21 protein-coding genes and 1 tRNA gene are annotated in these 25,123 nt (G+C 60.9%); 10 read left to right on the plus strand and 12 right to left on the minus strand.

From position 1 onward, the window contains the following. Nucleotides 1–13 precede the first annotated feature (13 nt). Nucleotides 14–673, plus strand: coding sequence for a metalloregulator ArsR/SmtB family transcription factor (locus MHX61_RS00805; RefSeq protein ID WP_239191514.1), 660 nt, complete (start codon nucleotides 14–16; stop codon nucleotides 671–673). On the opposite strand, the gene thrB is transcribed toward MHX61_RS00805, so the two are convergent. The 4 genes from thrB to argS all read right to left on the minus strand — a co-directional run bounded on the left by thrB (nucleotide 660) and on the right by argS (nucleotide 6,122). Continuing rightward, entirely contained in the window at nucleotides 660–1,589 is a 930-nt protein-coding gene (thrB, locus tag MHX61_RS00810) for a homoserine kinase (protein ID WP_239191517.1), read from the minus strand. The genes MHX61_RS00805 and thrB overlap by 14 nt on opposite strands. A gap of 24 nt (nucleotides 1,590–1,613) precedes the next feature. Continuing rightward, a complete protein-coding gene (locus MHX61_RS00815) occupies nucleotides 1,614–2,957 on the minus strand; it encodes a homoserine dehydrogenase (RefSeq protein ID WP_239191520.1) in 1,344 nt (447 codons plus the stop codon). A gap of 174 nt (nucleotides 2,958–3,131) precedes the next feature. Continuing rightward, entirely contained in the window at nucleotides 3,132–4,469 is a 1,338-nt protein-coding gene (gene lysA / locus MHX61_RS00820) for a diaminopimelate decarboxylase (RefSeq protein WP_239191524.1), read from the minus strand. Continuing rightward, nucleotides 4,470–6,122, minus strand: coding sequence for an arginine--tRNA ligase (gene argS, locus MHX61_RS00825; protein ID WP_239191526.1), 1,653 nt, complete (start codon nucleotides 6,120–6,122; stop codon nucleotides 4,470–4,472). A gap of 214 nt (nucleotides 6,123–6,336) precedes the next feature. Between argS and MHX61_RS00830 the strand changes: the two genes are divergently transcribed. From MHX61_RS00830 to MHX61_RS00850, 5 genes are all read left to right on the plus strand, one after another. Continuing rightward, a complete protein-coding gene (locus MHX61_RS00830) occupies nucleotides 6,337–7,122 on the plus strand; it encodes a (Fe-S)-binding protein (protein ID WP_204611449.1) in 786 nt (261 codons plus the stop codon). Then, on the plus strand, nucleotides 7,122–8,627 hold the full coding sequence (locus MHX61_RS00835) for a lactate utilization protein B (protein WP_239191528.1): 1,506 nt from the start codon (nucleotides 7,122–7,124) through the stop codon (nucleotides 8,625–8,627). Before MHX61_RS00830 ends, MHX61_RS00835 begins: the two co-directional genes overlap by 1 nt. Next, complete coding sequence (locus tag MHX61_RS00840; RefSeq protein WP_239191530.1) at nucleotides 8,624–9,244, plus strand: lactate utilization protein C; 621 nt, start codon at nucleotides 8,624–8,626, stop codon at nucleotides 9,242–9,244. Before MHX61_RS00835 ends, MHX61_RS00840 begins: the two co-directional genes overlap by 4 nt. A 124-nt stretch (nucleotides 9,245–9,368) precedes the next feature. Next, nucleotides 9,369–10,943 carry an alpha/beta fold hydrolase gene (locus tag MHX61_RS00845; RefSeq protein WP_239191532.1) on the plus strand — a complete coding sequence of 525 codons (1,575 nt, stop codon included), beginning with the start codon at nucleotides 9,369–9,371 and terminating at the stop codon, nucleotides 10,941–10,943. A 53-nt stretch (nucleotides 10,944–10,996) separates the two neighbouring features. After that, nucleotides 10,997–11,070: transfer RNA gene (locus MHX61_RS00850), tRNA-Arg, on the plus strand. Nucleotides 11,071–11,134: 64 nt separating this feature from the next. Here the strand turns inward: MHX61_RS00850 and MHX61_RS00855 are convergent. Then, a complete protein-coding gene (locus tag MHX61_RS00855; protein ID WP_239191534.1) occupies nucleotides 11,135–11,932 on the minus strand; it encodes a MerR family transcriptional regulator in 798 nt (265 codons plus the stop codon). A gap of 197 nt (nucleotides 11,933–12,129) precedes the next feature. Here MHX61_RS00855 and MHX61_RS00860 point away from each other — a divergent pair, with 197 nt between their 5' ends. Genes MHX61_RS00860 through MHX61_RS00870 form a run of 3 tightly spaced genes read left to right on the plus strand, consistent with a single transcriptional unit; the run spans nucleotide 12,130 to nucleotide 14,609 of the window. Continuing rightward, complete coding sequence (locus tag MHX61_RS00860) at nucleotides 12,130–12,537, plus strand: hypothetical protein (RefSeq protein WP_239191536.1); 408 nt, start codon at nucleotides 12,130–12,132, stop codon at nucleotides 12,535–12,537. A 2-nt stretch (nucleotides 12,538–12,539) separates the two neighbouring features. Then, on the plus strand, nucleotides 12,540–13,439 hold the full coding sequence (locus MHX61_RS00865; protein WP_239191540.1) for an ABC transporter ATP-binding protein: 900 nt from the start codon (nucleotides 12,540–12,542) through the stop codon (nucleotides 13,437–13,439). A 3-nt stretch (nucleotides 13,440–13,442) separates the two neighbouring features. Beyond that, entirely contained in the window at nucleotides 13,443–14,609 is a 1,167-nt protein-coding gene (locus MHX61_RS00870; RefSeq protein ID WP_239191544.1) for an ABC transporter permease, read from the plus strand. 56 nt (nucleotides 14,610–14,665) lie between these two features. Here MHX61_RS00870 and MHX61_RS00875 read toward each other — a convergent pair whose 3' ends face one another. The 7 genes from MHX61_RS00875 to MHX61_RS00905 all read right to left on the minus strand — a co-directional run bounded on the left by MHX61_RS00875 (nucleotide 14,666) and on the right by MHX61_RS00905 (nucleotide 23,357). After that, nucleotides 14,666–14,869 carry a hypothetical protein gene (locus tag MHX61_RS00875; RefSeq protein ID WP_005323426.1) on the minus strand — a complete coding sequence of 68 codons (204 nt, stop codon included), beginning with the start codon at nucleotides 14,867–14,869 and terminating at the stop codon, nucleotides 14,666–14,668. Nucleotides 14,870–14,977: 108 nt separating this feature from the next. Next, nucleotides 14,978–15,277: a hypothetical protein gene (locus tag MHX61_RS00880; RefSeq protein ID WP_005323427.1), complete on the minus strand. Its 300-nt coding sequence runs from the start codon at nucleotides 15,275–15,277 to the stop codon at nucleotides 14,978–14,980. A gap of 5 nt (nucleotides 15,278–15,282) precedes the next feature. Further along, the gene (locus MHX61_RS00885; RefSeq protein WP_239191547.1) at nucleotides 15,283–15,789 is read right to left on the minus strand and encodes a MarR family winged helix-turn-helix transcriptional regulator; all 507 of its coding nucleotides are present in this window, start codon (nucleotides 15,787–15,789) and stop codon (nucleotides 15,283–15,285) included. 4 nt (nucleotides 15,790–15,793) lie between these two features. Beyond that, nucleotides 15,794–18,379 carry an AAA family ATPase gene (locus MHX61_RS00890; protein WP_239191553.1) on the minus strand — a complete coding sequence of 862 codons (2,586 nt, stop codon included), beginning with the start codon at nucleotides 18,377–18,379 and terminating at the stop codon, nucleotides 15,794–15,796. After that, the gene (locus MHX61_RS00895) at nucleotides 18,379–19,497 is read right to left on the minus strand and encodes an exonuclease SbcCD subunit D (protein ID WP_239191555.1); all 1,119 of its coding nucleotides are present in this window, start codon (nucleotides 19,495–19,497) and stop codon (nucleotides 18,379–18,381) included. The genes MHX61_RS00890 and MHX61_RS00895 overlap by 1 nt, the downstream gene beginning before the upstream one ends. Continuing rightward, nucleotides 19,497–20,318 carry an SWIM zinc finger family protein gene (locus MHX61_RS00900; RefSeq protein WP_239191558.1) on the minus strand — a complete coding sequence of 274 codons (822 nt, stop codon included), beginning with the start codon at nucleotides 20,316–20,318 and terminating at the stop codon, nucleotides 19,497–19,499. Before MHX61_RS00900 ends, MHX61_RS00895 begins: the two co-directional genes overlap by 1 nt. Before the next feature lie 3 nt (nucleotides 20,319–20,321). Beyond that, nucleotides 20,322–23,357, minus strand: a complete 3,036-nt coding sequence (locus tag MHX61_RS00905; protein WP_239191561.1) for a DEAD/DEAH box helicase — start codon at nucleotides 23,355–23,357, stop codon at nucleotides 20,322–20,324. A 167-nt stretch (nucleotides 23,358–23,524) separates the two neighbouring features. On the opposite strand from MHX61_RS00905, the gene putP reads away from it, so the two are divergent. Further along, nucleotides 23,525–25,090, plus strand: coding sequence for a sodium/proline symporter PutP (gene putP / locus MHX61_RS00910; protein ID WP_204609485.1), 1,566 nt, complete (start codon nucleotides 23,525–23,527; stop codon nucleotides 25,088–25,090). Nucleotides 25,091–25,123: the final 33 nt, after the last annotated feature.

Raw genomic sequence — 25,123 nt, forward strand, 5'->3', positions numbered from 1 at the left:
GCGGATTTCCACCATGCCTGATTCACTTCCCCGGTCCACCACCGAACTTTTTCCAGAGGCCCTCAACCTCTCGCCCAAGCAGCGCGAGGTCCTCACCGCTGTGCAACGCCACCCCGAAGGCGCCAAGGCCGGCACCGTTGCCGAGGAACTAGGCATGCACGTCAACACCGCCCGCGGACACATCGATGAACTGGTCAACGCTGGGGCCGTCAACGTGGTGTCCGCGCCGAGTAAGGGCCGCGGGCGCCCCTCCCTCATCTTCCAAGCCCGCATTCCGGATAATAAAGCGGTGGCAGAGGAATACATCACCTTGGTGGAAGTGCTGACCACGATGCTGGCGGATAAGGAAGAGCTTGATGACGCCGCCTCGGCCAAGGCCATAGAGATCGGGCGACGCTGGGCGCGCGCTGCGGGCGCGGATGCCTCCGATGGTGCGCTCGATACGCTCTTTGCCACCCTGCGCGATATGGGCTTTGATCCTGCCACCAAGCCGGACTCGACCGACATCGAGCTTCATGCTTGCCCCTTTGTCTCTTCGGGGCTTGAGCCTTCGCCGTTCCTGTGCGCTGTACACGCCGGCTTCCTGCAAGAAACCAGCGATGATGACACCTCGATTACCTTGGTGCCGCGCCAGCACCCCAACGTGTGCCGGCTAAAGATTAAGCCTGCGTAAGCTCCACGCTGACGGGGCCGGCCACGGTGAGGTCGATGACGCGGAGGTTCTGCTCGCGGGCGTCGGCAAGAATGCCCTCCTCAATATCCTCGGTGTGCAGCACCATGACGGTGGGGCCGGCGCCGGATAGGTAGGCCGCATAGCCGCGGTTGCGCAGGCGGTTGACCCACTCCGCGGTCACTGGAAGCACATCCGCGCGGTACGGCTGGTGCAGGCGATCGCGGGTTCCCTCCCACAGGCGATCCGGGTAGTTTTGCAATGCCGCCACTTGGACCGCGGTGCGCGAGACGTTGAACGCCGCATCCGAATGCGTCACGTGTGAGGGCAGGACGCGGCGCACCGCCTGGGTGGAGGCGTGGAAATCAGGCACGAGCGCGGTGGCGCGGATATCTTCGTGCACCTTGATGGATGCGGCGCGGTAGTCCGGCAAAGAATGGCCGTCGACGGGGACATTGGTCCACGACACCACAGCATTTCCCAGCACGGAGGCGGCCGCATTATCGGGGTGGCCTTCAAAGGCGGAAGAAAGCTGCACCACTTGCTCTTGGGTTAGGGGGCTTCCCGCCAGCGCATTGCCGGCGGCCACGCCCGCCACTGCGGCGGAAGCGGAAGAGCCCAGGCCGCGCGACTGCGGGATATTATTATGCGAGACCACGCGCAGACCGGGCACGGTGGCGTCGGCCGCCGAGAGTGCGGAGCGAATCGCCTTGACCACCAAGTGGGAGCCATCGCGCGGCAGGTCTTCTGCACCCTCGCCGAAAATCTCCACCGTAAGGCCCGAGGTGGTGACCTCTGCCTCGACGGTGTCATACAGGCTCAACGCCATGCCCAAGGTGTCATATCCTGGGCCCAGGTTCGCCGTGGAGGCGGGAACGGTCACGATGGCTTTAGTGCCGACTTCAACTTCGATGCTCATAGCTATCCAGTCTATTTGGCTGGGCTAGCTGCCGAGGCGGATTACGGAATGAACGGCATTGACCTCTTCGAGCTCGCCCAAGGCAGCCACAATGGTGTCCAAGGCGGCCTCCTTCGCGGCGTGGGTGACCACGATGAGGCGGGCGGTGTCCTCGCCGTCTTCCTGGCGCACGGTGCGCAGGGAAACGTCGTTGTCGGCAAAGACGGCGGAGATGGCGGCCAAGACGCCGGTGCGGTCCTGGACTTCCATATCGATGTGGTAGCGGGTTTCTACCTCACCAAAGTCTGCAATAGGCAGGTTGGCATAGGTATTCTCGCCTGGGGCGCGGCCGCCGTGGACGATATTGCGGGCTGCCCCGACGACGTCGCCAAGCACGGCAGAAGCCGTAGGATTGCCACCCGCTCCATTGCCGTAGAACATCAGGGAACCTGCGGCCTCGGCCTCGACGAAGATGGCATTATAGGACTCGCTCACGGAGGCCAACGGGTGCTCCTTGGGCACCAACGTGGGGTGCACGCGGGCATTGACCGCCTCGGAGCCGTCCTCACGCTTAAGGCGCTCGCAAATGGCCAGCAGCTTGATGGAATAGCCGGCATCATTGGCCGCGGCGATATCCGCGGCGGTGACCTTGGTAATGCCCTCGCAGTGGACGTCCTCAAACTTCACGCGAGTGTGGAAGCCCAAAGACGCCATGATGGCGGCCTTGGAGGCGGCGTCATGGCCCTCTACATCCGCGGTGGGATCGGCCTCGGCATAGCCCAGGCGGGTAGCCTCCGCCAGCGCTTCATCATAGGAAGCGCCCGTGGACTCCATCGCGTCCAAGATGAAGTTGGTGGTGCCGTTGACGATGCCGGAGATGCGCTCTACCTGATCGCCAGCCAAGGAGCGCCGCAGCATGCCCACTACCGGAATCGCGGCGGCTACGGCAGCCTCGAAGTAGAGATCTACACCGGCGCGGTCGGCGGCCTCCGCCAGCTCGTCTGCGTGCGCGGCAACCAGGGCCTTATTGGCGGTCACCACGGACTTTCCGGAATTAAGTGCGGCGAGCACCAGCTCGCGTGGGAAGTCGATACCGCCGATAACCTCAACCACAAGGTCGATATCGTCGCGGGCGACGAGCGCCTTGGCGTCATCGGTCAACAACTCCTGGGGCACACCCGGGCGCAGCTTATTTTTATTGTGGATGGCGATGCCGCGAATCTCGGCTGGGCCACCGATGCGGTGAGCAAAGGCATGAGCATTCTCTCCCAGCAGGCGAAAGACCTCAGCACCAACGGTGCCAAAGCCCAGCAGCGCGATACCAACGGTCTCGCCCTCGCCCTTGCCGGAATGCTCGTGTGCCTGAAGCTCGCTAGTCGATGCAGCCATAATCCGTCTCCATTGTGCGGTTGGGGTAAAGGTTTAGTGCCCGCTAAAAGCGGATACAGGACACTATACAGAACAAGCTGTCTACTTTCGCCGTAAATGGGTCAACAGATAGAAAAGTCCCCGTCACAGGCCCTGAATTAAATTAGGCGCTGTGACGGGGGCCGAGTGGCCGGGCTAGTCCACTTCGAGGGAAAGAAGATCCTCGATGGTCTCGCGGCGCAGCATGGGCTTGGTCTGGCCCACGCGCGTGGCGACGACCGCCGGGCGCACCGCACCGTTATAGCGCGAGGACATCATGTACTGGTAGCCACCGGTAGCAGCAAAGGCGATCAAGTCTCCCGGCTGGATATCATTGGGTAGCTCGCCGTCTTCAAGGAGAATATCGCCGGACTCGCAATGGAAGCCCACCACGCGGGAGGGCACCTCTTCCCCATCGCTAAAGCGGTTGACCACGCGCACGTCATAGGCCGAACCATAGAGTGCCGGGCGGATATTGTCTGACATTCCACCGTCGACGGAGATATAGCGGCGCAGCGGCAGATCCGACTTGCCGGTTTCTACATCCTTGACGGTACCCACGCGGTAGACGGTCACCGCCGAGCCGGCAACCAAGGAGCGACCGGGCTCAACCAAGAGGAAGGGCGCCTCAATGCCCAGCTCCTCTGCGGTGTGCTTGACCGCGCCGAGCATATCGCCGGCCACGCGCTCGATATCCAGCGCCTCCTCATAAGTCATGTAGGGAATACCAAAGCCGCCGCCCAGATCGAGCTCTTCCAGCGTCACGCCCAGCTCGGTATAAATCTGGCGGTACAGCCCCATGACGCGCTCTGCGGCAAGTTTGAAGCCCTCCGCATTAAAGACCTGGGATCCCACGTGGCAGTGCAGGCCGCTCAGGTGCAGGTTGTCCGCCTCCAAGCAACGCTTGGCCGCAGCAAAGGCCGCACCCGTGGCGAGCGAAATGCCGAACTTTTGGTCCTCATGCGCCGTGGCGATGAATTCGTGCGTATGCGCATCAACACCCGGCTTGACGCGGATCATCACCGGCTGGACCTTGCCAGCCTCGCCCGCAATGCGATTGAGTTCTTCCAGCTCGAGCTCGTTATCAATGACCACGTGGCCCACGCCGGCGTCTACGCACAAACGCAGGTATTCATCGTCCTTATTGTTGCCGTGCGTGGTGATGCGCTCGGCCGGAAACTCCGCGGCCAAGGCAATCTTGAGCTCATTGAGCGAGGCCGCATCCAAGCACAGGCCTTCCTCATTGACCCAGTTCACGATCTTCTTCGAAATGAATGCCTTGGAGGCATAGTGCACGTGCTCGGGTCCACCGAAAGCGCGGGCCATATCCTGGCAGCGAGACCGGAAGTCATCTTCATCGAAGACATAGAGCGGGGTCTGGAATTCCTCCGCCAAATCCGGCAGCGGAACACCAGCAATGGTTACTACGCCGTCTTCCTCGCGCTTTGCATTGCGCGGCCAGACGTGGGCCGGCAGCTCATTGAAATCCGCCACTTACATCTTCTCCGGAGTGCTCACGCCCACCATGGTCAAGGCATTGGCCAAGACCACGCGGGAGGCTTGTGCCAGCGCGAGGCGGGCACCATGGATAGGAGCTTCGTCCTCGCCAGCCTTGGGCAGAACCTGGCAGGAGTCATAGAAGCGGTGGAAGACTGCAGCGAGGTCCTCGGCATAGCGGGCGATGCGGTGCGGCTCGCGCAGCTGCGCGGCTTCTTCCACCACGGCTGGGAACTCACCCAGGGTGCGGATGAGGTCGCCCTCGCGATCATGGGTGAGCAAGGAAAGATCCGCGCCTTCCGCATCGACGCCCAGCTCGGCTGCCTTGCGGCCGATAGAGCACAGACGGGCGTGGCCGTACTGCACGTAGTAGACGGGGTTATCGGAGGACTGGGATTCCCACAGGCCTAAGTCAATATCGATGCTCTGGTCCACAGAGGAACGCACCAGGGAATAACGGGAAGCATCCACACCGATGGCGGACACGAGATCCTCCATGGTGATGACCGTGCCCGCACGCTTGGACATGCGCACTGGCTTGCCATCGCGTAGGAGGTTAACCAGCTGGCCAATGAGCACCTCGACGGCGTCGGCATTGTAGCCCAAGGCGGCTGCGGCAGCCTTCAAGCGTGGCACATAGCCGTGGTGGTCAGCGCCGAGCATGTAGATATTCAAATCGTGTCCGCGGTCGAACTTATCGGCCACGTAGGCAATGTCACCTGCAATATAAGCTGCATTGCCATCGGACTTGACCACCACGCGGTCCTTGGAATCGCCGTAAACGGTGGACTTGAGCCACCACGCATTCTCGGCCTCGTACATATGGCCTTCGGCCTTGAGCTTTTCCAGCGCGGCATCGACCGCACCGGATTCGAAGAGGGAGTTCTCGTGGAAATAGACATCAAAGTCCACGCCAAACTCGTGCAGGGACTGCTTGATCTGCGCAAACATCATCTCCACGCCGTCTGCGCGGAAAGCTTCCTGGACCTCTTCGTCGCTGCCCTCTAGCGCGGATGGGTTCTTCTCCACGACGGCCTGGGCAATGTCCTGGATATAGGCTCCGCCGTAGCCATCCTCCGGAGTAGGATCGCCCTTCGCAGCAGCCACCAGGGAACGGGAGAAACGGTCAATCTGGCCGCCATGGTCATTGAAGTAATACTCGCGGGTGACCTCCGCGCCAGAGGCCTCCAGCACGCGGCCCAGGGAATCGCCCACGGCCGCCCAACGGGTACCGCCGAGGTGGATCGGCCCGGTCGGGTTAGCGGAGACAAACTCGAGGTTAACCTTCTTACCCGCAAAGGAATCGTTAGAACCGTACTCCTTGCCGGCGCGAAGGATCTGCGTGACGATCTCTCCCTGGGCGTCGGCAGCTAGGCGAATATTAATGAAACCAGGGCCCGCGATGTCGGCCTCTGCAACAGCATCATTGTCCGCCAAGGCCTCTGCCAACCAGCCGCCCAGCTCGCGCGGGTTTGCACCTGCCTTCTTAGCCACCTGCAATGCCACGTTGGTGGCGTAATCGCCGTGCTCAGGATTGCGTGGGCGCTCTACAGTTACCGTTTCCGGCAAAACGGAGGAATCAAGCTCATGGCTTTCCATGACCTTAACGGCAGTTTCTTTAATCAATGTGGCCAAATCAGCTGGTGTCATGTCGCACGATTCTAGTGGACTGAAAAGTCAAGTGTGAAAAGGGCCGGGCCAGAAAACTCCTCTTTGCAGGACAAACGTTTGATAAGAGCTTTTTGCAACATTGATATTGCGAAATAATTGCTGGTCAACAAAGGGACGCATTACGCACGTACTGCTTAAAAGGAGTAGGGTTGTGCCTACCCCCCCCATGTCAAGAATCAACGAGGAGCACCGTATGCGCATTGCGCTATTTTCCACTTGCATTGGTGACGCCCTTTTCCCGGACGTACAAAAGGCAACGGCACTGGTTCTCTCCCGCTTGGGCCACGAGGTGGTCTTCCCGGAGGAGCAGACCTGCTGCGGCCAGATGCACATCAATACCGGTTACCAGAAGGAAACCCTGGGCATGATCCGCTCCTATGCGGATGCCTTCGCAGATCCCTCCATTGACTACGTTGTTGCTGCCTCTGGTTCCTGCGTCGGCGCCGTTCGTGAGCAGCACGAGCGCATCGCCGACCGTTACGGCAACTCCGCCGACGTCGACGGCGCCCGCAAGACCACCCAGAAGACCCTGGACCTACCGGAATTCCTGGTAGACGTGGCAGGCGTTACCAACGTGGGCGCATTCTTCCCTCACCGCGTGACGTACCACCCCTCCTGCCACGGCCTGCGCTTTTTGAAGCTGGGCGACCGCCCACTGCAGCTACTGCAGGAAGTCGAAGGCATCGAACTGGTCACCCTTCCGAATAAGGAAGAATGCTGTGGCTTCGGCGGCACCTTCGCCATCAAGAACGCAGAGGTATCCCGCGCGATGGTCACCGATAAGACTCGCCACATCAAGGAAACCGAGGCGGAGTTCGTCACCGGCGGTGACTCCTCTTGCCTGATGAACATCGGCGGCGCCTTGAGCCGCCAGCGTTCCGGCGTCCGCGCCGTTCACATGGCTGAGATCCTGGCTTCCACCAAGGAGCACCCATGGACTCCGACCTCCGCCGCTTACTCCAAGGAGACGATGCTCTAATGACCTCTTTCCTCGATACCACCCCACCGCGCGCGCCGGAAGGCTACGGCAACCTGCGCGGCAGCAAGGCCTTTGTTCCCCTGGCACACGTTGGCCTGAATAACGCCACCCAGCGCCACAACCTGCAGCACGCCACCACCTCCATTCGTGAGAAGCGCTCCAACGCTGTGGAGGAGCTGGATGATTGGCAGGAGCTGCGCGCTGCAGGTTCCGCCATCAAGGAAGACGTTGCCGCCCGCATGCCAGAGCTGCTCGAGCAGTTCGAAGAGGCAGTCAAGGCTCGCGGCGGCGTCGTCCACTGGGCACGTGACGCCAAGGAAGCTAACCAGATCATTGAGGGCCTAATCCGCGCCACCGGCGAGACCGATGTGGTCAAGGTTAAGTCCATGGCCACCCAGGAAATCGGCATGAACGAGCACCTGGAGGCAGCGGGCATCAACGCTCGCGAGACCGACCTGGCCGAGCTCATCGTGCAGCTGGGCGAGGATAAGCCGTCCCACATTCTGGTTCCGGCTATCCACCGCAACCGCGCGGAGATTCGCGATATCTTCCTCAACAAGATGCCGAATACCGATGACACCCTGCAGGCAGAACCGGCAGAGTTGGCCGAGGCATCCCGCCAGTTCCTGCGCGAGCAGTTCATGCAGGCCAAGGTTGCCATCTCCGGCGCCAACTTCGGCGTGGCAGAAACCGGCACCATCAACATCGTGGAGTCCGAGGGCAATGGCCGTATGTGCCTGACCCTGCCGGAGACCCTCATTACCGTGATGGGCATCGAAAAGCTGGTTCCTACCTTCCAGGATCTGGAGGTCTTCCTCCAGCTGCTGCCGCGTTCTTCCACCGCGGAGCGTATGAACCCGTACACCTCCATGTGGTCCGGCGTTACTGAGGGCGATGGCCCGCAGAACTTCCACTTGGTGCTGCTGGATAACGGCCGTACCGCGGCCCTGTCCTCCCCGATCGGCCACCAGGCTCTCAAGTGCATCCGTTGCTCGGCTTGCCTGAATGTTTGCCCAGTCTACGAGCGCGCCGGCGGCCACGCCTACGGCTCTGTCTACCCTGGCCCGATCGGCATCTCCCTGACGCCGCAGCTGACCGGCATGAAGGATCACAACGATCCTTCCGCCAGCCTGCCTTATGCGTGCTCGCTGTGCGGCCGCTGCGACGAGGTGTGCCCGGTGAAGATTCCGCTTTCCGACGTCATTTTGGAAAACCGCCACCAGAAGGTCACCCACGCCACCCCACCAATCGAGCCGAAGCTCTTCAAGACCATTCAGCTACTGTGGAGCAACCCGAAGCTGTGGAACAAGGCAACTCACATGGTCGCCTTGGGCCGCATCTTGGGTGGCACCAACAAGACCATCGAATCCCTTCCACTGTTTATGTCCGGTTGGTCCGAGGGCCGCGACACCGCGGTTCCGCCAAAGAAGTCCTTCCGCCAGTGGTTCGAGTCCGAAGAAGGCAAGGAACTTCTTGCCGAGGCCCGTGAGGAGTCCAAAAAGTGAACGCAAAGCAGGAAATCCTAAGCCGCATCCGCTCCGCCCAGAAGCAGGCTGGTCTCCCCGACCACGTTGATGCCCCGCGCGATTACCACCACGAGGGCACCCTGAACGCGGACGAGCTGCGCGATATGCTCATTGACCGACTCGAGGATTACAAGGCCGAGGTGCACGTCACCGAGGAAGGCGAGCTCAAGCAGACCATCGCCACGATCCTCAAGGACCGCGAGTGCAACGACATTCGTTACGCCGAAGGCATGGACGCCAGCCTTTTCGAGGGCTTCGACGCCAAGCCGGACGATAAATCCGTCGATCCGCGCACCCTGAACGAGACCGACGCTGTGGTTACTTATTCCCACGTCACCTCCGCGCAGACCGGCACTATCGTGCTCGAGTCTGACGAGCGTTGCGGCCGTCGCGCACTGACCCTGGTTCCGGACCGCCACCTGTGCATCGTCCACCAGAATGAGATCGTCTACGGCATCCCTGAGGTCATCTCCCGCATGAACCCGGAGAAGCCAGCGACCTGGATTTCTGGCCCATCCGCTACCTCCGATATCGAGCTCACTCGTGTCGAGGGCGTGCACGGCCCGCGTGACCTCATCGTTGTCATCGTCAAGTAGTTCTGTGTAGCCCCTCTCCTGCCTCGGCCGGTGAGGGCACCCACCTACTGTGAATATGATGCTAAAAGCATCAAAAAAGCATAGGCTAGGTCTACCAATCATTTTTATTCTGGAGACCTAACCTATGCTTTCTTTTTCTTCTAAGCTTGCGGCCACGCTCGGAGCTGCTGCGGTCGCCCTTGGTGTCACCGCGCCGATTGCCACGGCCGCTCCGCAAGAAACCAAGCCCGCCATTTCCTGGGAAGACTGCCCCGAGCAAGTGGACGTCGCCAATGCCGAATGCGGCCGCATCGACGTGCCTACGTATTACGACAACCCACAGGCCGGCACCATTAGCGTCGGCTTCGTGCGCGTTCCCGCCGCAAAGCCAAGCGCCCGCCGTGGCGCATTGTTTACCAACCCTGGTGGCCCAAGTGGCGATGCCTATGGTTGGGCCGGCAATAGCGCTAATCCATGGCCACAGGCCGTGCGCGATGAGTGGGACACCATCGGTGTACAACCGCGTGGCTTGCCCGGCTCCACGCCAGTAAAGTGCGATGCCACGGCCACCAGTAATCCGCTCCAAGAAAGCCTCCAGGTAGGTAAGCTCACCCGCGATGCCTGCGAAAAGCACACCCCGGGCTATACCAACTCGCTGACCACCGCGAATACTCTGCAGGACTGGGAAATGGTGCGCCGCGCCTTGGGCGAAGAAAAGATTGACATTGCCGGCACCTCCTATGGCACCTACCTCGGCTCCGCCTACGCCACCAAGTATCCGGAGCATACCGGCAAGGTCCTGTTGGATTCGGGCATGAGCCCCAAGCTGGCGTGGAATGGCATCTTTGCTTCGCAACAGCGTGGCTATGAAAAGGGACTGCATGATCTCTTTGGGTTCATTGCCAAAAATGACGCCAAGTACCACCTCGGCACCACCCCGCTGCAGGTCTATGAAAAGTGGTCTCAAAAGGTAGCTCGTGAGGCAGGTGTACGCCCTACCGTCTTGCCACCGAACGCCAAGATTGGTGACCTACCTCCAGGCCTCGAATTTGCCGGTCAGCCCGGTGCGGACATTATGACCGCCACCGGCCCATTGCGCGTGCAGGCGGAGTTCCTCAGCCAGAAGATTCAAAACCCCAACGCCCTGCAAGTAGCCTCCCCGTTACTGAACATGACGCGCCTCCTGGTTGTACCGACCCCTTCGCAATGGGATGCCTTTGCCAAGCACTTGAATGGCAGCGAGCCCATGGACACCGAGCAGCCTGACCCAGAGACACTGCGCAAACAGCAAGAATTCCTCGCTCAGGCGTCGAATATGCAGAACCTCATTGTCTGTAATGAAAATACCGTGCCTGGAAATCCGCTGCTATACCCGAGCTACCTGTGGTCCAACTTCGTCAGCGCTGATCCCTTCACCCAATTCAACTCTCTCTACGGCTCCGGCGCAGGCTGTGGTGGACGTGCGCCGGTCACGGGCCAGGCACCTCTCGACGGCTCCAAGCTCGCCACCAAGCCCCTCCAGATTCAAGCAACGGGCGACCCACAAACGCCGTACCAATACCACACGAGCCTCTCCAAGCCGATGCAGTCGCGTGTAGTCACCGTCCACGGCCCTGGCCATGGGCACTTTGCCTCTAAGAATAAGGTCGTTGATGACATTGGCGTGCACTACCTGCGCACCGGCGAAGTCACTACTGCCGACGCCCCCGGGTTGATTTAGTCCCCCACTACCCCATGCGCTAAAATCACATCGTTGGGAATTTTCCCAGCGATGTCTCCGTAGCTCAGCGGATTAGAGCATCGGTTTCCGGTACCGAAGGTCGCAGGTTCGATCCCTGTCGGGGACACGGTTACCGCTGACCACTAGACCTTTCTAGTGGTCAGCGGCTTATTTATCTTCCGGCCCGCTAATTATTTCCACTCCGGGTTTACGGTATCCACTCCTTGCGCCTTAGCCGCATGCTCAATCGCGTCCGCCAACCACTGGGCCAGCCCCTCCTGCTGCGCCTCATAATGGGCACGGAAGCGCTCGTCAGCTACGTAGCCGCGCGAGATTAAGAAGTGCTTTGCCGGCGTGACGGGAAAGAAGGCGCTTAATGCTTCGCGGTGCTTTTCGACGAGCCCCTGCGCCTCCTCCGACCACACATCCGCACCGCTCGCTACGGCCTGGGTCAGCTCCTTTTCCACCTCAACCACGCCGGCTTGCGCATCGCTCCAGTTTTTCTTCGACCAGCCGGCAGTGCGCTGCTGATACACAGCCCAATCCTCACTCGATCCGTAGGCCTCCTCGGCTTCTTGTTGATGCGCGGCGAAGTTGGCATCGCCGACAATCTGTCCGATTTCTTCGGTGGTGAGCTTTCGGTTATTCATTGCATCCTCCATCAAGGTGTCAATTGCTGCCAGCATGTCAGTAAGGCTGTCGCGCTGCGCGAGCAGGCTCTCCTTTTGCCTCCGCAAATGTTCTAAATCGGAGGCACCGCCATCTAGCAGCTGTTTAATATCGGTCAATTTCATACCGGTGGCGCGATAGATCAGAATCTTCTGCACGCGGGCGCAGTCCTGTTCGGTATAGAGCCGGTAATTGGACCAGCTGCGCCACGTTGGAGACAGCAAGCCTTGTGCCTCCCAGTGATGCAGAGTCCGTACCGTAATGCGGAAGAGCGCGGCTACCTCGCCAACGGTATATAGAACTTCATCGATGTCGTCCATGGCTTCATTGTCACGCCTTACGCTGCGTCAGGGTCAACTGCAGAGAGAATCTCCAGAAACACTTGCCAGAGTGTTGGGTTTATGCAACACTTGGGTGTATGACAGCAAACGACGCCCCTGTTTCAACAACGATCCGCGCCGAACGGTTCCGCAGACCCGGCCCCACACGTGGATTAATCGCGTCAATGTATGGCTGCGTGGCCGTATCCGCGATTTTCCTCATCATTGCCCTAGCATTTTCCGCCTATTGGGCCCTCTTTGCCATGTCGATAACAATCGCGCTCTCGTGCGTACCGTGGACCATTCTGCGAATTTCCATCGACTCCAAGGACACGAAGCCTCTGGCCTCTCTCGATGAATATGAGGCCCAGGTACTGGACCACTGGCGGCAAAAGGCGTTCAAGCTGTCTACGTCATTGCTTATCGGCGGGAGCGCGGCTGCTTTCATATCCAACTTTGGGTTCCTGGGCGCAGATATCTTCGAATTAAATAGCACCAAATTTCTCTTAGGAGTCGGCTACTACCTGCTCTTTAGTTATTTCATCTCTGCCACCCTGCCCGCTGTCGGCTACGCACTGACCTTCAACCAGAACTCGGAGGACTAAACATGCCCACTTTGACCATCGATCACCTCAATAAGTCCTTCGGGGAGACTCAAGCCCTGCGGGATATGACCTTTAGCGTTGGCGAAGGCGAAATCTTCGGCTTCGTCGGCTCCAACGGCGCCGGAAAGTCCACCACCATGCGCATTGCGCTTGGTGTGCTAGCGAAAGACTCCGGCGAAGTCTATTTCGATAGCACCCCAATTAATGACGATAATCGCCGCCGCATAGGTTATATGCCTGAAGAGCGCGGCCTCTACGGCAAGGAGCCGTTGCTGAGCCAGCTAGTCTTCCTCGGCACGCTGCACGGCATGGATAAACCCGCTGCCAAGCGCGCCGGCACTGAGCTCCTTGAGCAGCTTGGCCTGGGTGAGCGTATGGACGATAAGCTCGATGACTTGTCTTTGGGCAACCAGCAGAGGGTGCAGCTGGCGGCCTCCCTTATCCATGATCCTGACATGCTGATTCTGGACGAGCCTTTCTCCGGCCTAGACCCGGTTGCGGTCAACGTCATGTCAGACATGCTGCGCGAGCGCTCCAACCGAGGTGTGCCCGTCATTTTCTCCTCGCACCAGTTGGACCTGGTGCAGCGCTTGTGTGACCGCGTGGGCATTGTGACGAAGGGGCATATGGTGGCTGAAGGGGGCGTCGATAAGCTGCGCAGCCAAGGCCCGCCTCGCTTCGAGGTCGCTACCCCAGCGCGCGGCTGGTATCCGGAAGGCACGGAGCTGGTGGCAGAAACTGCCGATGCCGTAGTGCTCCAAGCCGATCCCGCCGTAGATGACCAGACGATCCTGCAGTCGGCCTTAGCCGCTGGCCCGGTGCATTCCTTCGGCCGCAAGATCCCAGATCTCACCGAACTTTTCCAGGACGTCGTCACCAGCAACCAGAATGAGGAGGCCTAAGCCATGCAGTATTCCGCAATGAAGACCATCGGGGTTGTAGCCAAGCGTGAGATGGCAGTCGCGCTGAAGTCGAAGATGGTAGTGGGCACTATGCTGCTACTCATCCTCGGCGCCATTATCGCGCCACTTGCTATCAGCTTCTTCAGCGGCGATGACGAACCTGATTCCGTAGCCGTCGTGGGCATGGAAGCGTCTGCCTTTGATGATTCCGGTATCGATGCCACAGAGGCAAAAGACCGCGCAGAAGCACAGCAATTGGTGGAAGACGACGAGGCCGATGCCGCCCTAGTACCGGCAGAGAACGACGGCTGGGATCTCCTCAGCAAGGGCGATACGCCTGCCGCGGTAACTACCACGGTCAACCAAATCGTGTCTTCTCAAGCACAAGCAACGGCGCTGGATAAGCTCAATATCGACCCACAGGACTTAGCAGACGCTACCCCATCCACCACAGTCAACCAGGTGAACTTAGAAGAAGAGGACGGCTCAGAGCAAAAGATGGCCGGCGTAGCCACGGTCCTCATTGGCGCAATGGTGGTCGTCTTTTCCGTCATGACCTTCGCCGGCCTCATTGGCGGCCGCGTCACGGAGGAAAAGTCGTCTCGAGTGGTGGAAATTATCTTGTCTTCCGTGCGTCCGGTGGACTTTTTGGCCGGCAAGATTCTGGGCAATACCATCGTTGGATTCCTAGCCACGCTGCTCATCTTGGGCGGCGGTGCTATCTCTCTTGCTACGACTGGATTGGCTAGTGACATCGAGCTGGACTACGGCTTGGTAGCCGTCCTCCTTGTTGGCGAGATTCTCGGCCTGCTCTTCTTTGGCAGCCTCTACGCTGCAGCCGGCTCGATGGTGCAGCGCACCGAGGATCTCCAATCCACGCAGGCACCTATCCTGTTCCTCGTCTTTGCCACCATGTATGTACCGATGTTCGGCTGGATGCACCTAGATGCCACATGGATGCAGGTCATGACCTGGCTGCCGCCGGTATCCATGCTGGTCGCCCCTATGCAGGTGGCCGGAGGCAACCTCAGCTGGCTGGGACTTGCTGCAAGCTACCTGCTGATGGCCTTGACCACCGCACTTATTATCGTCATGGTTGGCCGCATCTACCGCCGCGCCATTTTGAATAATGGCAGGAAGATGACTTGGCGTCAGGCGCTGGGCAAGTAAAAAATAATCCGGCTTCCCGCCGTAGTGCGGGAGCCGGATTCTTCTATGCGCCGAAGCTACTGAGTGATGAACTCGTTGGTGATCGGCTGGGTGATGTCCAAGGTGCCGTGCTCGATGTAGTACATACCGAAGAACATGGCAGCAACCATTACCAGTGCCAGCAGCATGTTCGGGATCCACTGGACGAAGACGGAAACCCAGCCCTTGCTCTTATCCCGGGCTGCTGCTTCGCGCTGTTCCTGAGCCTCACGCTCGTTCATAATGATAAAACCTTTCGATCCACCGAGGATTAACTACGGATATCTTAACAGTTAAGCGCCCAGAAGGCCGCATTCCTCGCACTTTTGATTGACACCGAAAATCGGCGATTAAATTCCTGGGTCCTCATCATTGAGCAGCGCCTCTACGAAGGACTCGCGGTCACCAAGCATGCGCTCAATGTCCTCTTCCGCGCCGACGATCCACAGCTCGGTGTCTTGGTCATAGGTGAGAGCGGAATCTGGGTAGGCCTCTAGTGCCTCCTCCATGGCGGCAACCTGGTCCTCGCTGGCGGCGTCGTCCAAGTGCACCTCTGGATCGCCGATGCGCGGGCTAAGCTCCTCCAACGCGGTGATCCCGTAGGTCTTATATTGCTTCTTCGGGTGCTCAAAGAGCTCTTGTCCCATCATGGAGCTTAATCCTTTCCGTGTAGTAGCGAATCTGGCACGTACCCCTCATAGCCCGGGATGTTATTGACCTGAAGTACTCCGGCGAAAAAGCGCCGCAGCGCCGGTACGTCCTCGGGTTGCAGATGGTCAAAGACCATGCGGCGCACGGATTCCACGTGTTCAGGAGCGGCACGCCGCAGGTGTTCTAGGCCAACATGAGTCACGCACACGTTGATGCCGCGAGCATCGTCCTCGTCTGGTTCCTTGGTGAGCAGGCCGCGCTTTTCCATGCGAGTTACTTGGTGGGAGGCGCGGGAGCGGTCCCACTCCAGCTGCGTGCACAGTTCGTGCAGGCGCAGGCGTTGTTCCGGTGCCTCGGACAGGGCAACGAGGACGGCGAACTCGGAGGCAGATACTTCGCCGCCGGCCTTGAGCGTTTCCTCCATTCCCCTATCGATCTTGCGCACGGCGCCAAGGAGCAGGCGCCATAGCTCCTGCTCTTCGTCGTCTAACCAGCGAGTTTGATAAGGCATGGCACTAGATTACCCCTTTGAGCGCGGCTATGTCGCGCTCACTGCGTCCCGGCACGCGGGAGTAGCGCTCCGGCATGCAGGTAAAGACCAACACCTGGTTGTCTCGGCCCACGTGGGAAAAGAGCGTGGCCATAAGTTGCAGGCGGTGTGCATCGGTAGAGCCCAACGCGTCATCCACAATGACGGGAACCGACTCCGGCCCCACCAATTGCGCGATGGCAAAGCGGGTGAGGATGGCCAGCTGCTCGCGGGCACCACCAGACAGGCTCGCTAGGCTCACCGTCTCATTGTCCTGGGTGCGGGTGGTCACGCGGAGGTCGTCATCGAGCTCGAAAGTGATGTCGCCGCCGTACACGGTGCGGGCCAGCCGCGACAGTGCAGCCACGAAGGGCGCGGCGTAGCGCTGGCGGGCGGCGTCGCGGTGCTTGAGCAAAAGTTCTCGCAGATAGCGAGCGGCTTGCGCACGCTTGTCCACACTCTCATATACCGCCCGAGCCATCTCCACCGCCGCGGTGGCCTGTTGGGCGCGCTCGGCGGCACCGGAGTGGAAATTCACCTCGCTGGAAAGCCGACCAAGGTCTACCTCGCAGCGTTGGATCCGGTCGGTCAGGTAATCCAGGTGGGACTGCGCGCCTTCCACCAAGGAGTTGGCGGTCTTAAGGTCTACAGCTTCCATCTGATCCAGTTGCCCGCGCAGGTCTCCCACGACGCCTTCTAGGCGGCTGACCTCGGCACGCAGGTCCTCGTCGGCGGCGCGTTCGCGCGCGGAGGAAAGGTCTCGAGTCACGCGCTGCGCGTTTTCGCGGGCCGCGGCAAGTTCGGCATCGAGGCGCACAGCCTCATGGGCTAGGCGGCTTTCGCGGTACGGCACGAGTTCGCGGTCGAGCGCATCGACCTTTTCGCTAGCTTCTTCCTCCGCGGCTTCGGCGGCGACGAGGTTTAGCTCCTCCTCGTCCGCAAGGTCTGCGACTTTCTCAGCCAGTGCGGCATGCTGGGCGCGCAGCTCACCCAAATCATCCGGTCCCAGTTCCGCGGCAAGAGCGCGGGTGGCGGCATCGAGGGCGTCGTTCTGTGCACGGTGCGTCTCATGGGCTTCCTCGGCCGCAGCCACTGAACCTACGCCCAGGGTATCGAGCAGCTCGTGCAGCCGGGTGCGGGCCTGTTCCACATCGCGCTGGGTGTCTTGCGCGGAATAGGAACCGGCCGAAAAGCGGGCGGTGATATCGCCGATGGTGATAACGCGGGCGTCGACAAGCTCAACGGCGGTGTCCTCCCCCACCTCGATGTCCTCGCCATCAACGCGGATGGTGGAGCCAGCAGGTCCGGAGAAATGGACCTTGGCGGCGGCAGCCTCGTGCAGGCGCTCGGCCACCGACAGCGCTGAGTCCGCCTTATGCAGGCCGGTGATATCGGCAGCGGTGACCTCGCGGCCGCGCTGGGCGATGGTCGCACGGGCCTGGTCCACCTCGGCAGCTAGGCCGTCAAGCGATTCCAGCCGGGCGCTGAGCTGCTCAAACTTCTGCTTGTCCTGTAGGCGACGTGCCTGTTTAAGAGTGGTGCGGGCCGCGGCATAGTCCTCTTTGGCTTCTGCTAGATGCTTCTCCAGCGATTCTCTGGACGCGGCTTCTTCTTTCGCCTTGTCCTGGGCGGCGGTGAGCTTGTCCTGGGCGGCCTCGGTGGCCACGGCAGCTTCCTCGGCCGCGGTGACGAGCCCGGCGCGCTCGGTGACAGCGGCTTGCGCACGGGCAAGATCCTCTGAAGCACGAGCGAGGGTGGCCTTATGGGAGTCCAGGGTGGCCTGCGCGGTGGCGGCTTCCTCGGCCTGCGCCTGTTTGTCGGTGAGATCGGCGCGGGCGGCGGGGAGCTCTGCTTCAGCGGCGGCTTGGTCGCGCTCGAGTTGCTCGTAGCGCTCGACCACGGAATCGAGCTCGCGCAGGACGCGGGTGGCTTCTGTGTATCCCTCTTCGGCGCGGGCTAGGGCTGCGACGGCGTCCTTGTACTCGCCGGCCGGGTTACCTTTCGCCGCGGTGAAGTAGCGCTGGTATTCCTTGTCCACGCGAGCGAGCAACGCGGAATCGTCGCCGGAGACCTCGTCCTCGGCCAGGCCGGATTCGCGCTCGAGCGCGCGGGTCAGGCTGGGAATGCCAACGGCAGAGATGGCCTCGCCGGTGTCGTCTTGGCGCATAAAGAGGGCGTCGACAAGCGAGCGATCCAAATGCTCAGAGAGGATGCGCTCCAGCTCATCGTCGGCCTGGCTGCCGGTAAACTGCGCCGGCCGTGGGGAAGAAACATTCAGCTCGCAGGATTTCTTAGACAGCCAGCGTTTGGCAATGCGGAAGCGGTACTCCCCCACGCTCAGCTCGGCCGTTACTTCCGGGGCAACGTCCTTGCCCACCGGCTGCAGGGAGCGAATGCGCTTGGAGCGGCCGCTGTGCTTTTCGGTGAGCACCACATCGAGCGCCTCCACGATGGTGGACTTGCCGGCCTCGTTCTCGCCGTGGATGACCACGACACCGGTCTCGGGCAGCTCATCGAGGACCAGGTGCTCAATGCCGCGGACGTTGGTGAGTTCTAGGCGGTGGATGCGCATTAGGACTGTCCCTCCAGGCGGAATAGCAGGTTGGCGGCGTCGCGGGCGACGGGATCCTCGCGGTTATCCAATAGTTCATGCAGCGCTTCGGCCGCATAGCCGGAAATATCGAGGCTGGCCAATTCCTCCTCGCTGGGTTCCAAGTAAAGGTCCATGGTGCGCTCACGCGGGCGCAGGGACGCAAATACGGCCTCATACTCGTCCAGTCCGCGCTGCAGGCGGGCGTGGGCCTCGACGCCGAGCGTGCCGCGCAGGCTATATTTCACGGCCGTGCGCACCTTATCGGGGTACTCGCCTAGGCGCGCAAGGAAGCGGTCCACGTCTTCGGCGGAATCCACGGCAGCGTCGAGGGCTTCAAAGGTCCAGCGGCCAATGCGGCGCTTATCGACGTCCACCTTATCCCCCACGCGCACCACCAACGCATTGCCGGAATCGGATTCGCCGCCACCAGTACTCGTTTCCTTATAGTCCGTGGTCTCCGGGCTACCGGAGAACCACACCCGGCCGGTCGTGCCAAGGCTCGCGGTGGAGTGGGTATCGCCCAGCGCCAGGTAGTCGATGACCCCGCGGTCCAGGCAGTCCTCGACGAAGGCAAGGTCGATGGTATCGGCGTCATCCTCGCCGGAGCGGGAGTCCACCTGGCCGTGGCCGACTGCGATGCGGATGCCCGCGGCCGGCTCCAAGGGTTCGAGCGCTTGGCGGACCAAGTCGTGATTCGCGCGCTTGGACAGGTACGGCGCGCCAACCAGTTCCACGCCGGGTGCGACCTCGATGGGCTCCGAGTCTGCTATGACGTGGACATTGTCCGCGCTGGCCTTATAAAAGACCGAATCCGCCACCAGCGGGTCGTGGTTGCCGGGCAGGACATAGACCGGCACCGGCAGGCGCTTGAACATCTCCGTGGCGCGGGCGAGGATTTCGCGCGAGAGGGCATTGTGCTCAAAGACGTCGCCGGCCACGACTATGAAGTCCGCGCCCGTGTCCTGAGCCAGCTCTCCCAGCCGGACGATGGCGGCCTCGCGGTCATCATTAAAGCGGCCTTGAGCCTCGCCCTTCAAGAACCACCGGGTCATGCCCAGCTGAAAATCGGAGGTATGGATAAACGTGGTAGCAGTCATTAGTGCGAGAGGTGATAGTAGAGGTCTTCAATATCGGATACCGCGCGCAGGAGATCCAGATTGGTGTGTGAAACCGAGCGCATGGCCTTGCGCAACAGGTCCGGATCGGAGTCATCGATGGCTGGGGCTACCTTGGGCTGCGGCAGCTTCGGCAGCTCGCGGCCGTTCCAGAAGATGTCATTCTTTTCTTCCTCGGACAGGTCGCTCGGGGTAAAGCTTTCGCGGCTGACCGTCTTGGCCTGCTCTAAGACCATGCGCTCCAGCCGGGCAAAGTCCAGCCCGCGCATATTAAAGATGACGGCCGGGTCCGCATCAGCGCGGGTGGCGAGCTTATCGCCCACCGCCACGATGTGCTTGCACACGTACTCGCCATCCGGGCAGTCGCAGGTCAGGCGGAGGTCTTCGGCCTCGGGGGCAAAGAGGGTGTCCAGGGCGGCGTCGGAAAGCAGGCCCTTGCGCGCATTGGCCACGGAATTGGGGGTCCGGGCGAACTCGGTGGCCAGCTGGGCAATATCGTCGTTATTGCGGTACGGCAGCTGGATGAGCACCGCAAAGGGCTCGTTCTGGGAGCCAGCCACGCGCCCGTGGATGGCACCGTTGCGCACCTCGAGACCCACGACGTGTCCGCCCTCGGCATACTGGCGGCCGCGGGTAATCCGGCCGCGATCCGCGCCCTGCGAGGTAAAGGCAGCAATACGCGATGCGGTAGTGGACAGGATGCGCCCGCTGCGGTCCACGTGATTGACCTCGGCCGGGGTGCTTACCCGCTTGCGAGTGCCAAAATTGGCATAGATAACATTGTCGTCGCCTTGGACGGCCATGGATTACTCCCTCCCCCGGTAGCTCATGAGTGCGGCCAGCTGATCCGGATCCAGCTCGGTGAGCCAGCCCTCGCCTTCGCCCACCACGGCGCCGGCCAGCTGCGTCTTACCGTCCAAGATATCCTGGATGGATTCCTCCAGCGTACCTGCGGTGATCATCTTATACACCTGCACATTGCGGCGCTGGCCAATGCGGAAGGCACGGTCCGTCGCCTGGTTTTCCACCGCCGGATTCCACCAGCGGTCCATGTGCACGACGATAGAGGCGGCCGTGAGGTTCAGGCCGGTGCCACCCGCCTTGAGCGATAGGATCATCGCCGGCGGTCCGTCCTCGGACTGGAAATCTTCCACCATCTGGTCGCGCTTATTCTTGGTTACTCCGCCGTGGAGGAAGGGGATCTCGCGGCCGAGTTGGTCGCTCAGGTAAGGCTGCAGGATATCGCCAAAGGCCTTGTACTGGGTAAAGACGAGGAGTCGCTCGCCGGATTCGGTGGCCTCGTCCACGATGCGCATGAGCTCTTTGACCTTGCCGGAGCGGTGCTTGCCCTTCAGCGTCACCGGCGAGTTATCGCCTAGGTAGTGCGCGGGGTGATTACAAATCTGCTTAATGCGGGTTAGCGAGGCCAGCACCAAACCGCGCTTATTGATGCCTGTCGCCTCCTGCAGGTCCTTCTTTACCTGGTTGACCAGTGCCTTATACAGGGCGGCCTGCTCGGTGGTCATGGATACGGTGAGGATCTGCTCGGACTTTTCTGGCAAGTCATCGATAATATTCGGGTCCGTCTTGACGCGGCGGAGGATAAACGGTGCGGTGAGTTGGCGGAGGCGCTCGGACATCTCCTCGTCATTATTGCGCTCGATGGCCTTGGCAAAGTGATTGCGGAAGAACGAGGCGGTGCCCAACACGCCGGGATTGCAGAAATCCAGGATGGAGCGCATCTCGGAGAGTCGATTTTCCACCGGGGTGCCGGTCAGCGCCACGCGGTGCTCTGAGGGCAGCGAGCGCACGGCTTTGGACGAGCGGGTCGCGGAGTTCTTGATGGCCTGGGCTTCATCGAGGACAACGCGCTGCCAGCCCACCTCGCCCATGTCATTAAAGTCGCGGCCCACGGTGCCGTAGGTAGTGATAACGAGATCGCTCACGCCGGCCTCCTTAAAAAAGTCCTCGCCGCGCGGGCGACTCGAGCCGTGCTGCACCATGACCTTAAAATCTGGAACGAAGCGTTGAGCCTCGCGGGCCCAGTTGCCCACCACGGACGTTGGTGCCACCACGAGCGTGGGACCGGTCTGCTCACCGCGGTCCTTTTCCACCGCGAGTAGGGACAGTAGTTGGAGGGTTTTGCCGAGCCCCATGTCGTCGGCAAGCACTGCCCCAATGCTGTTGCGCGACATCCAATACAGCCAGTCGACGCCACGACGCTGGTACTCGCGGAGCTCCGCCTGCACAGTCGTGGGGATCTCCACGCGTTCCGGGGCGACCTTATCCACCCCGCCGAGCAGCGCCGTGTGCCAGGTGCTGCCGGTGAACTCGATGGGCTCTTGGGTCATGGACTCCAGCGCCAGCTCGCGCAGCTCAGCCACGGTGACCTGCTCGTGCTCCTCGCCGCCCTCATTAAACTCCTGGCGACGGCGTTCCACGTCCGCCATCAGGGCTTCCCACCCTGGCTGGTCGAGCTGCTTGGCCATTTCCGCGGAGGCAGCTAGCTGCTCGAGCTCCTTCTTCTTGCGCGCGATGGACTTTTCCCGCAGCGCGTCCATGTAGCCGGAGACTTGGGAAACGACCTGCTTATCGGCCATGACCCACTTGCCGCGCAGCTGAATGAGGCCGGACTTGGAATTGACCAGGTCCTCCATCTCTTCTTCGGTCAGCTCCACATCGCCTACGGACATGCGCCAGTTATAGTCCACCAGCTTATTCATGCCGATGTGTTTCTTCGTGGCGGCCTCGGCCGGATCGCGGGCCTCGTGGGTTTCCAGCTTGGCCTTAGTCTCCATCTGTGCCCAGGCTTTGGGCAGCATGACGGTCACGCCGCTGGCCTTGAGCTTATCCACCTCGTGGGTAATAAAGTGGGTGAGCTGGTGGGTTTCAAGGTAGACGTCCCAGTCGCCGTCGCCAGGCTGCGGCAGCTGCGCGGTCTCCCCCAGCGTGGGTGCGATGCGCACGGCTTTGCGGTGAGCCTCGCGCAGCTTTTCCACACTCGCCCTATCCAAACTCTGCGCCGACACCGGCCGCGGAGAATCCGTGCCCGAGCGCACCCGCACGCGCACTGGCCACTTGGCCGTATCCGGGTCAACGTCAAGCGGCTCCTCCACGATGTAGACCAGCTGGAGCTCAACCTCGTAGATGGAATTCTTCCACTCATTGAGCCCGCGCAGCAGCTGCGAGCGTCCCCGCCGGATTGGCCGCGTATCGAGCAGGGCGCGGGCGAACTCGTGCCATGGCATCGGCCGCGGCGCCTCCGCCACGGGCCGCAGCTCGCGAAAGGCAATCCAGTGGGTGAGCTCATCGGCCATGTCATCCGAGAGCGCCCGATTATTCACGTGCAAAATGCCCGGCGCGACCGCCATCATCTCCGCGAGCCAGCCGCGCTCGCCCAGGCCGGAGGCCAGCTGCCACATGGGGAACCACTCATTGGCTTGGTAAGCCAGCCGGAAGGTCACGCGCCCGGCGCGCACGAACTTGCACAGGCCGCTGTAGGCATGAATCAGCCACTGAAGGTCGGGGGCGATGGTGGCGGGCGGCTTGTGGTTCAGGTGCTCCATTTGGGCGAGCGCCGCCACGGCCTCTTCGGGGCCGAACATCGCCATGGGCACCATCAGGGAGACATCCTTGCCCTTTGGCGTACGCAGCGATACCCGCGCTCGGTTGCGGAAGGATTTCTTCGCCAGGATGGACTCCACCGCTGGCGGGAAGGTGCCCTCAGGAACGGCATTGGGCATGACGATCTTGTGTCCTTCTACCTGTTCAATCCATAGACCTAGTCCCGTAACGGGGAGCCACAGTCCATGCACGAGGTAAGAAGCCATAGCCGCCAGCATAGCAGCCCCTTTTGGTTTTGTTACAGGCTCGTTATGTTCCACCCTTTTCCCAGTTGAACGACAGAAAATCGAAACGGAGATCTGCGCCACACCTGTGTTTTCGCTTGGGTTAACCTTGTGACCCCGTTAACGTGAGAATGTCATCACACACCTACAAGGAGTAAAACGTGCAAGATTCAACTTGGTACGTCATTGCGATGATCGTGTATCTCCTCGCAATGGCAGCCATTGGCTATTGGAGCTACAAGCAAACCGATCAATATGACGATTATGTTTTGGGCGGCCGTGGTCTGCACCCATTCGTAGCGGCCCTCTCCGCAGGCGCTTCCGACATGTCCGGCTGGCTGCTCATGGGCCTGCCTGGCGCGCTCTTCCTCTCCGGCATGTCCGAGCTATGGATGGCCATCGGCCTGCTCGTCGGCTGCTGGGCAAACTGGAAGTGGGTCGCACCGCGCCTGCGCTCCTACTCGGAGATCGCGGCCAACTCCATTACCGTGCCGTCCTTCTTTGAAAACCGCCTGCACGATAAGTCCCGCCTGCTGCGCATCATCTCCGCAGCCATCATCATCTTCTTCTTTACCTTCTACGTCTCCTCCGGCATGGTCTCCGGCGGCCGCTACTTCGAGTCCACCTTCGGTGGCGACTACCTCACCGGCATGCTTGTTATCGCCGCGGTGACCATCTTCTACACCTTCGTCGGCGGATTCTTGGCTGTGTCCTACACGGACGTCGTCCAGGGCGTGCTTATGTTCGTCGCCTTGATGATCGTGCCAATTATGGCAATCGTCTCTCTCAGCGATCCTGCTTCCATCTTCTCTTTCGCAAGCAATAATGCCTACGGCACCGATGGCGTAGTGGAAAATGACAACTACTTCTCCATGTTCGCGGGCGTTTCCGCTGGCGTCATCATCGGCAACCTGGCCTGGGGCCTGGGCTACTTTGGCCAGCCACACATCGTGGTCCGCTTCATGGCGCTGCGTAAGCCTTCCGACGCCCGCCAGGGCCGCTTCTACGGCGTTACCTGGATGGGTCTGTCCGTTATCGGCGCTATCTTCGTCGCTCTCTCTGGCACCGTCTACTTCACCCAGACCGGCCACAGCATCACCGACCAGGAGAACTTCGAAACCATCTTCCTGGATATGGCGCAGGCCATGATGCACCCACTGCCCGCAGGCTTCGTCCTGACCGCGGTTCTGGCCGCCATCATGTCCACCATGTCGTCCCAAATGCTCGTCGTCTCTACTTCCCTCATCGAGGACCTCTTCCTCATCTTTGCTAAGAAGAAGCCCAGCGAGCAGGTCCTCATCAATCTCTCCCGCACCGCCATCGTCGCCATCGCGGTCATCGCCGCCCTGCTGGCAATCAACCCATCTGACTCCATTTTGGGTCTGGTTGGCTTCGCTTGGGCAGGCTTTGGTTCTGCCTTCGGCCCGATCATCTTGCTCTCCCTGTACTGGAAGCGCCTCAACTCCGCCGGTGCCATTGCCGGCATGCTTACCGGTGCAATCGTTGCTATTGGCTGGGGCATGTCTCCGCTTTCCGACGTCCTCTACGAAATCGTCCCAGGCTTCTTCCTGGCCCTCATCGTGGCGGTTATTGTCTCCAAGCTCACGAAGGAGCCTAAGCCAGAGGTTGTTGCCGAATTCGAAGAGTCCACCAAGCTGGCCAAGCTCGTGGAAAATGACTCCAACCTCGACTTTGAGGAAGCCGCAGAAAAGGTCACCGATAAGTAATCGGAACCAACGCGGACTCCTCGCAGTCCAATA

This window comes from Corynebacterium sp. ACRPF (genome assembly GCF_022347395.1).
Taxonomy (GTDB): domain Bacteria; phylum Actinomycetota; class Actinomycetes; order Mycobacteriales; family Mycobacteriaceae; genus Corynebacterium; species Corynebacterium tuberculostearicum_D.

Excerpts from the sequence above, each read along its gene's own strand:
- MHX61_RS00865 (WP_239191540.1), top strand. The coding sequence starts at position 12,540 with ATGCCCACTTTGACCATCGATCACCTCAATAAGTCCTTCGGGGAGACT.
- MHX61_RS00890 (WP_239191553.1), bottom strand. The coding sequence starts at position 18,379 with ATGCGCATCCACCGCCTAGAACTCACCAACGTCCGCGGCATTGAGCAC.
- argS (WP_239191526.1), bottom strand. The coding sequence starts at position 6,122 with ATGACACCAGCTGATTTGGCCACATTGATTAAAGAAACTGCCGTTAAG.
- MHX61_RS00900 (WP_239191558.1), bottom strand. The coding sequence starts at position 20,318 with ATGGCCGTCCAAGGCGACGACAATGTTATCTATGCCAATTTTGGCACT.
- thrB (WP_239191517.1), bottom strand. The coding sequence starts at position 1,589 with ATGAGCATCGAAGTTGAAGTCGGCACTAAAGCCATCGTGACCGTTCCC.
- MHX61_RS00875 (WP_005323426.1), bottom strand. The coding sequence starts at position 14,869 with ATGAACGAGCGTGAGGCTCAGGAACAGCGCGAAGCAGCAGCCCGGGAT.
- MHX61_RS00815 (WP_239191520.1), bottom strand. The coding sequence starts at position 2,957 with ATGGCTGCATCGACTAGCGAGCTTCAGGCACACGAGCATTCCGGCAAG.
- MHX61_RS00835 (WP_239191528.1), top strand. The coding sequence starts at position 7,122 with ATGACCTCTTTCCTCGATACCACCCCACCGCGCGCGCCGGAAGGCTAC.
- MHX61_RS00805 (WP_239191514.1), top strand. The coding sequence starts at position 14 with ATGCCTGATTCACTTCCCCGGTCCACCACCGAACTTTTTCCAGAGGCC.
- MHX61_RS00880 (WP_005323427.1), bottom strand. The coding sequence starts at position 15,277 with ATGATGGGACAAGAGCTCTTTGAGCACCCGAAGAAGCAATATAAGACC.
- MHX61_RS00830 (WP_204611449.1), top strand. The coding sequence starts at position 6,337 with ATGCGCATTGCGCTATTTTCCACTTGCATTGGTGACGCCCTTTTCCCG.
- MHX61_RS00885 (WP_239191547.1), bottom strand. The coding sequence starts at position 15,789 with ATGCCTTATCAAACTCGCTGGTTAGACGACGAAGAGCAGGAGCTATGG.
- MHX61_RS00870 (WP_239191544.1), top strand. The coding sequence starts at position 13,443 with ATGCAGTATTCCGCAATGAAGACCATCGGGGTTGTAGCCAAGCGTGAG.
- MHX61_RS00905 (WP_239191561.1), bottom strand. The coding sequence starts at position 23,357 with ATGCTGGCGGCTATGGCTTCTTACCTCGTGCATGGACTGTGGCTCCCC.
- MHX61_RS00895 (WP_239191555.1), bottom strand. The coding sequence starts at position 19,497 with ATGACTGCTACCACGTTTATCCATACCTCCGATTTTCAGCTGGGCATG.
- MHX61_RS00845 (WP_239191532.1), top strand. The coding sequence starts at position 9,369 with ATGCTTTCTTTTTCTTCTAAGCTTGCGGCCACGCTCGGAGCTGCTGCG.
- MHX61_RS00855 (WP_239191534.1), bottom strand. The coding sequence starts at position 11,932 with ATGGACGACATCGATGAAGTTCTATATACCGTTGGCGAGGTAGCCGCG.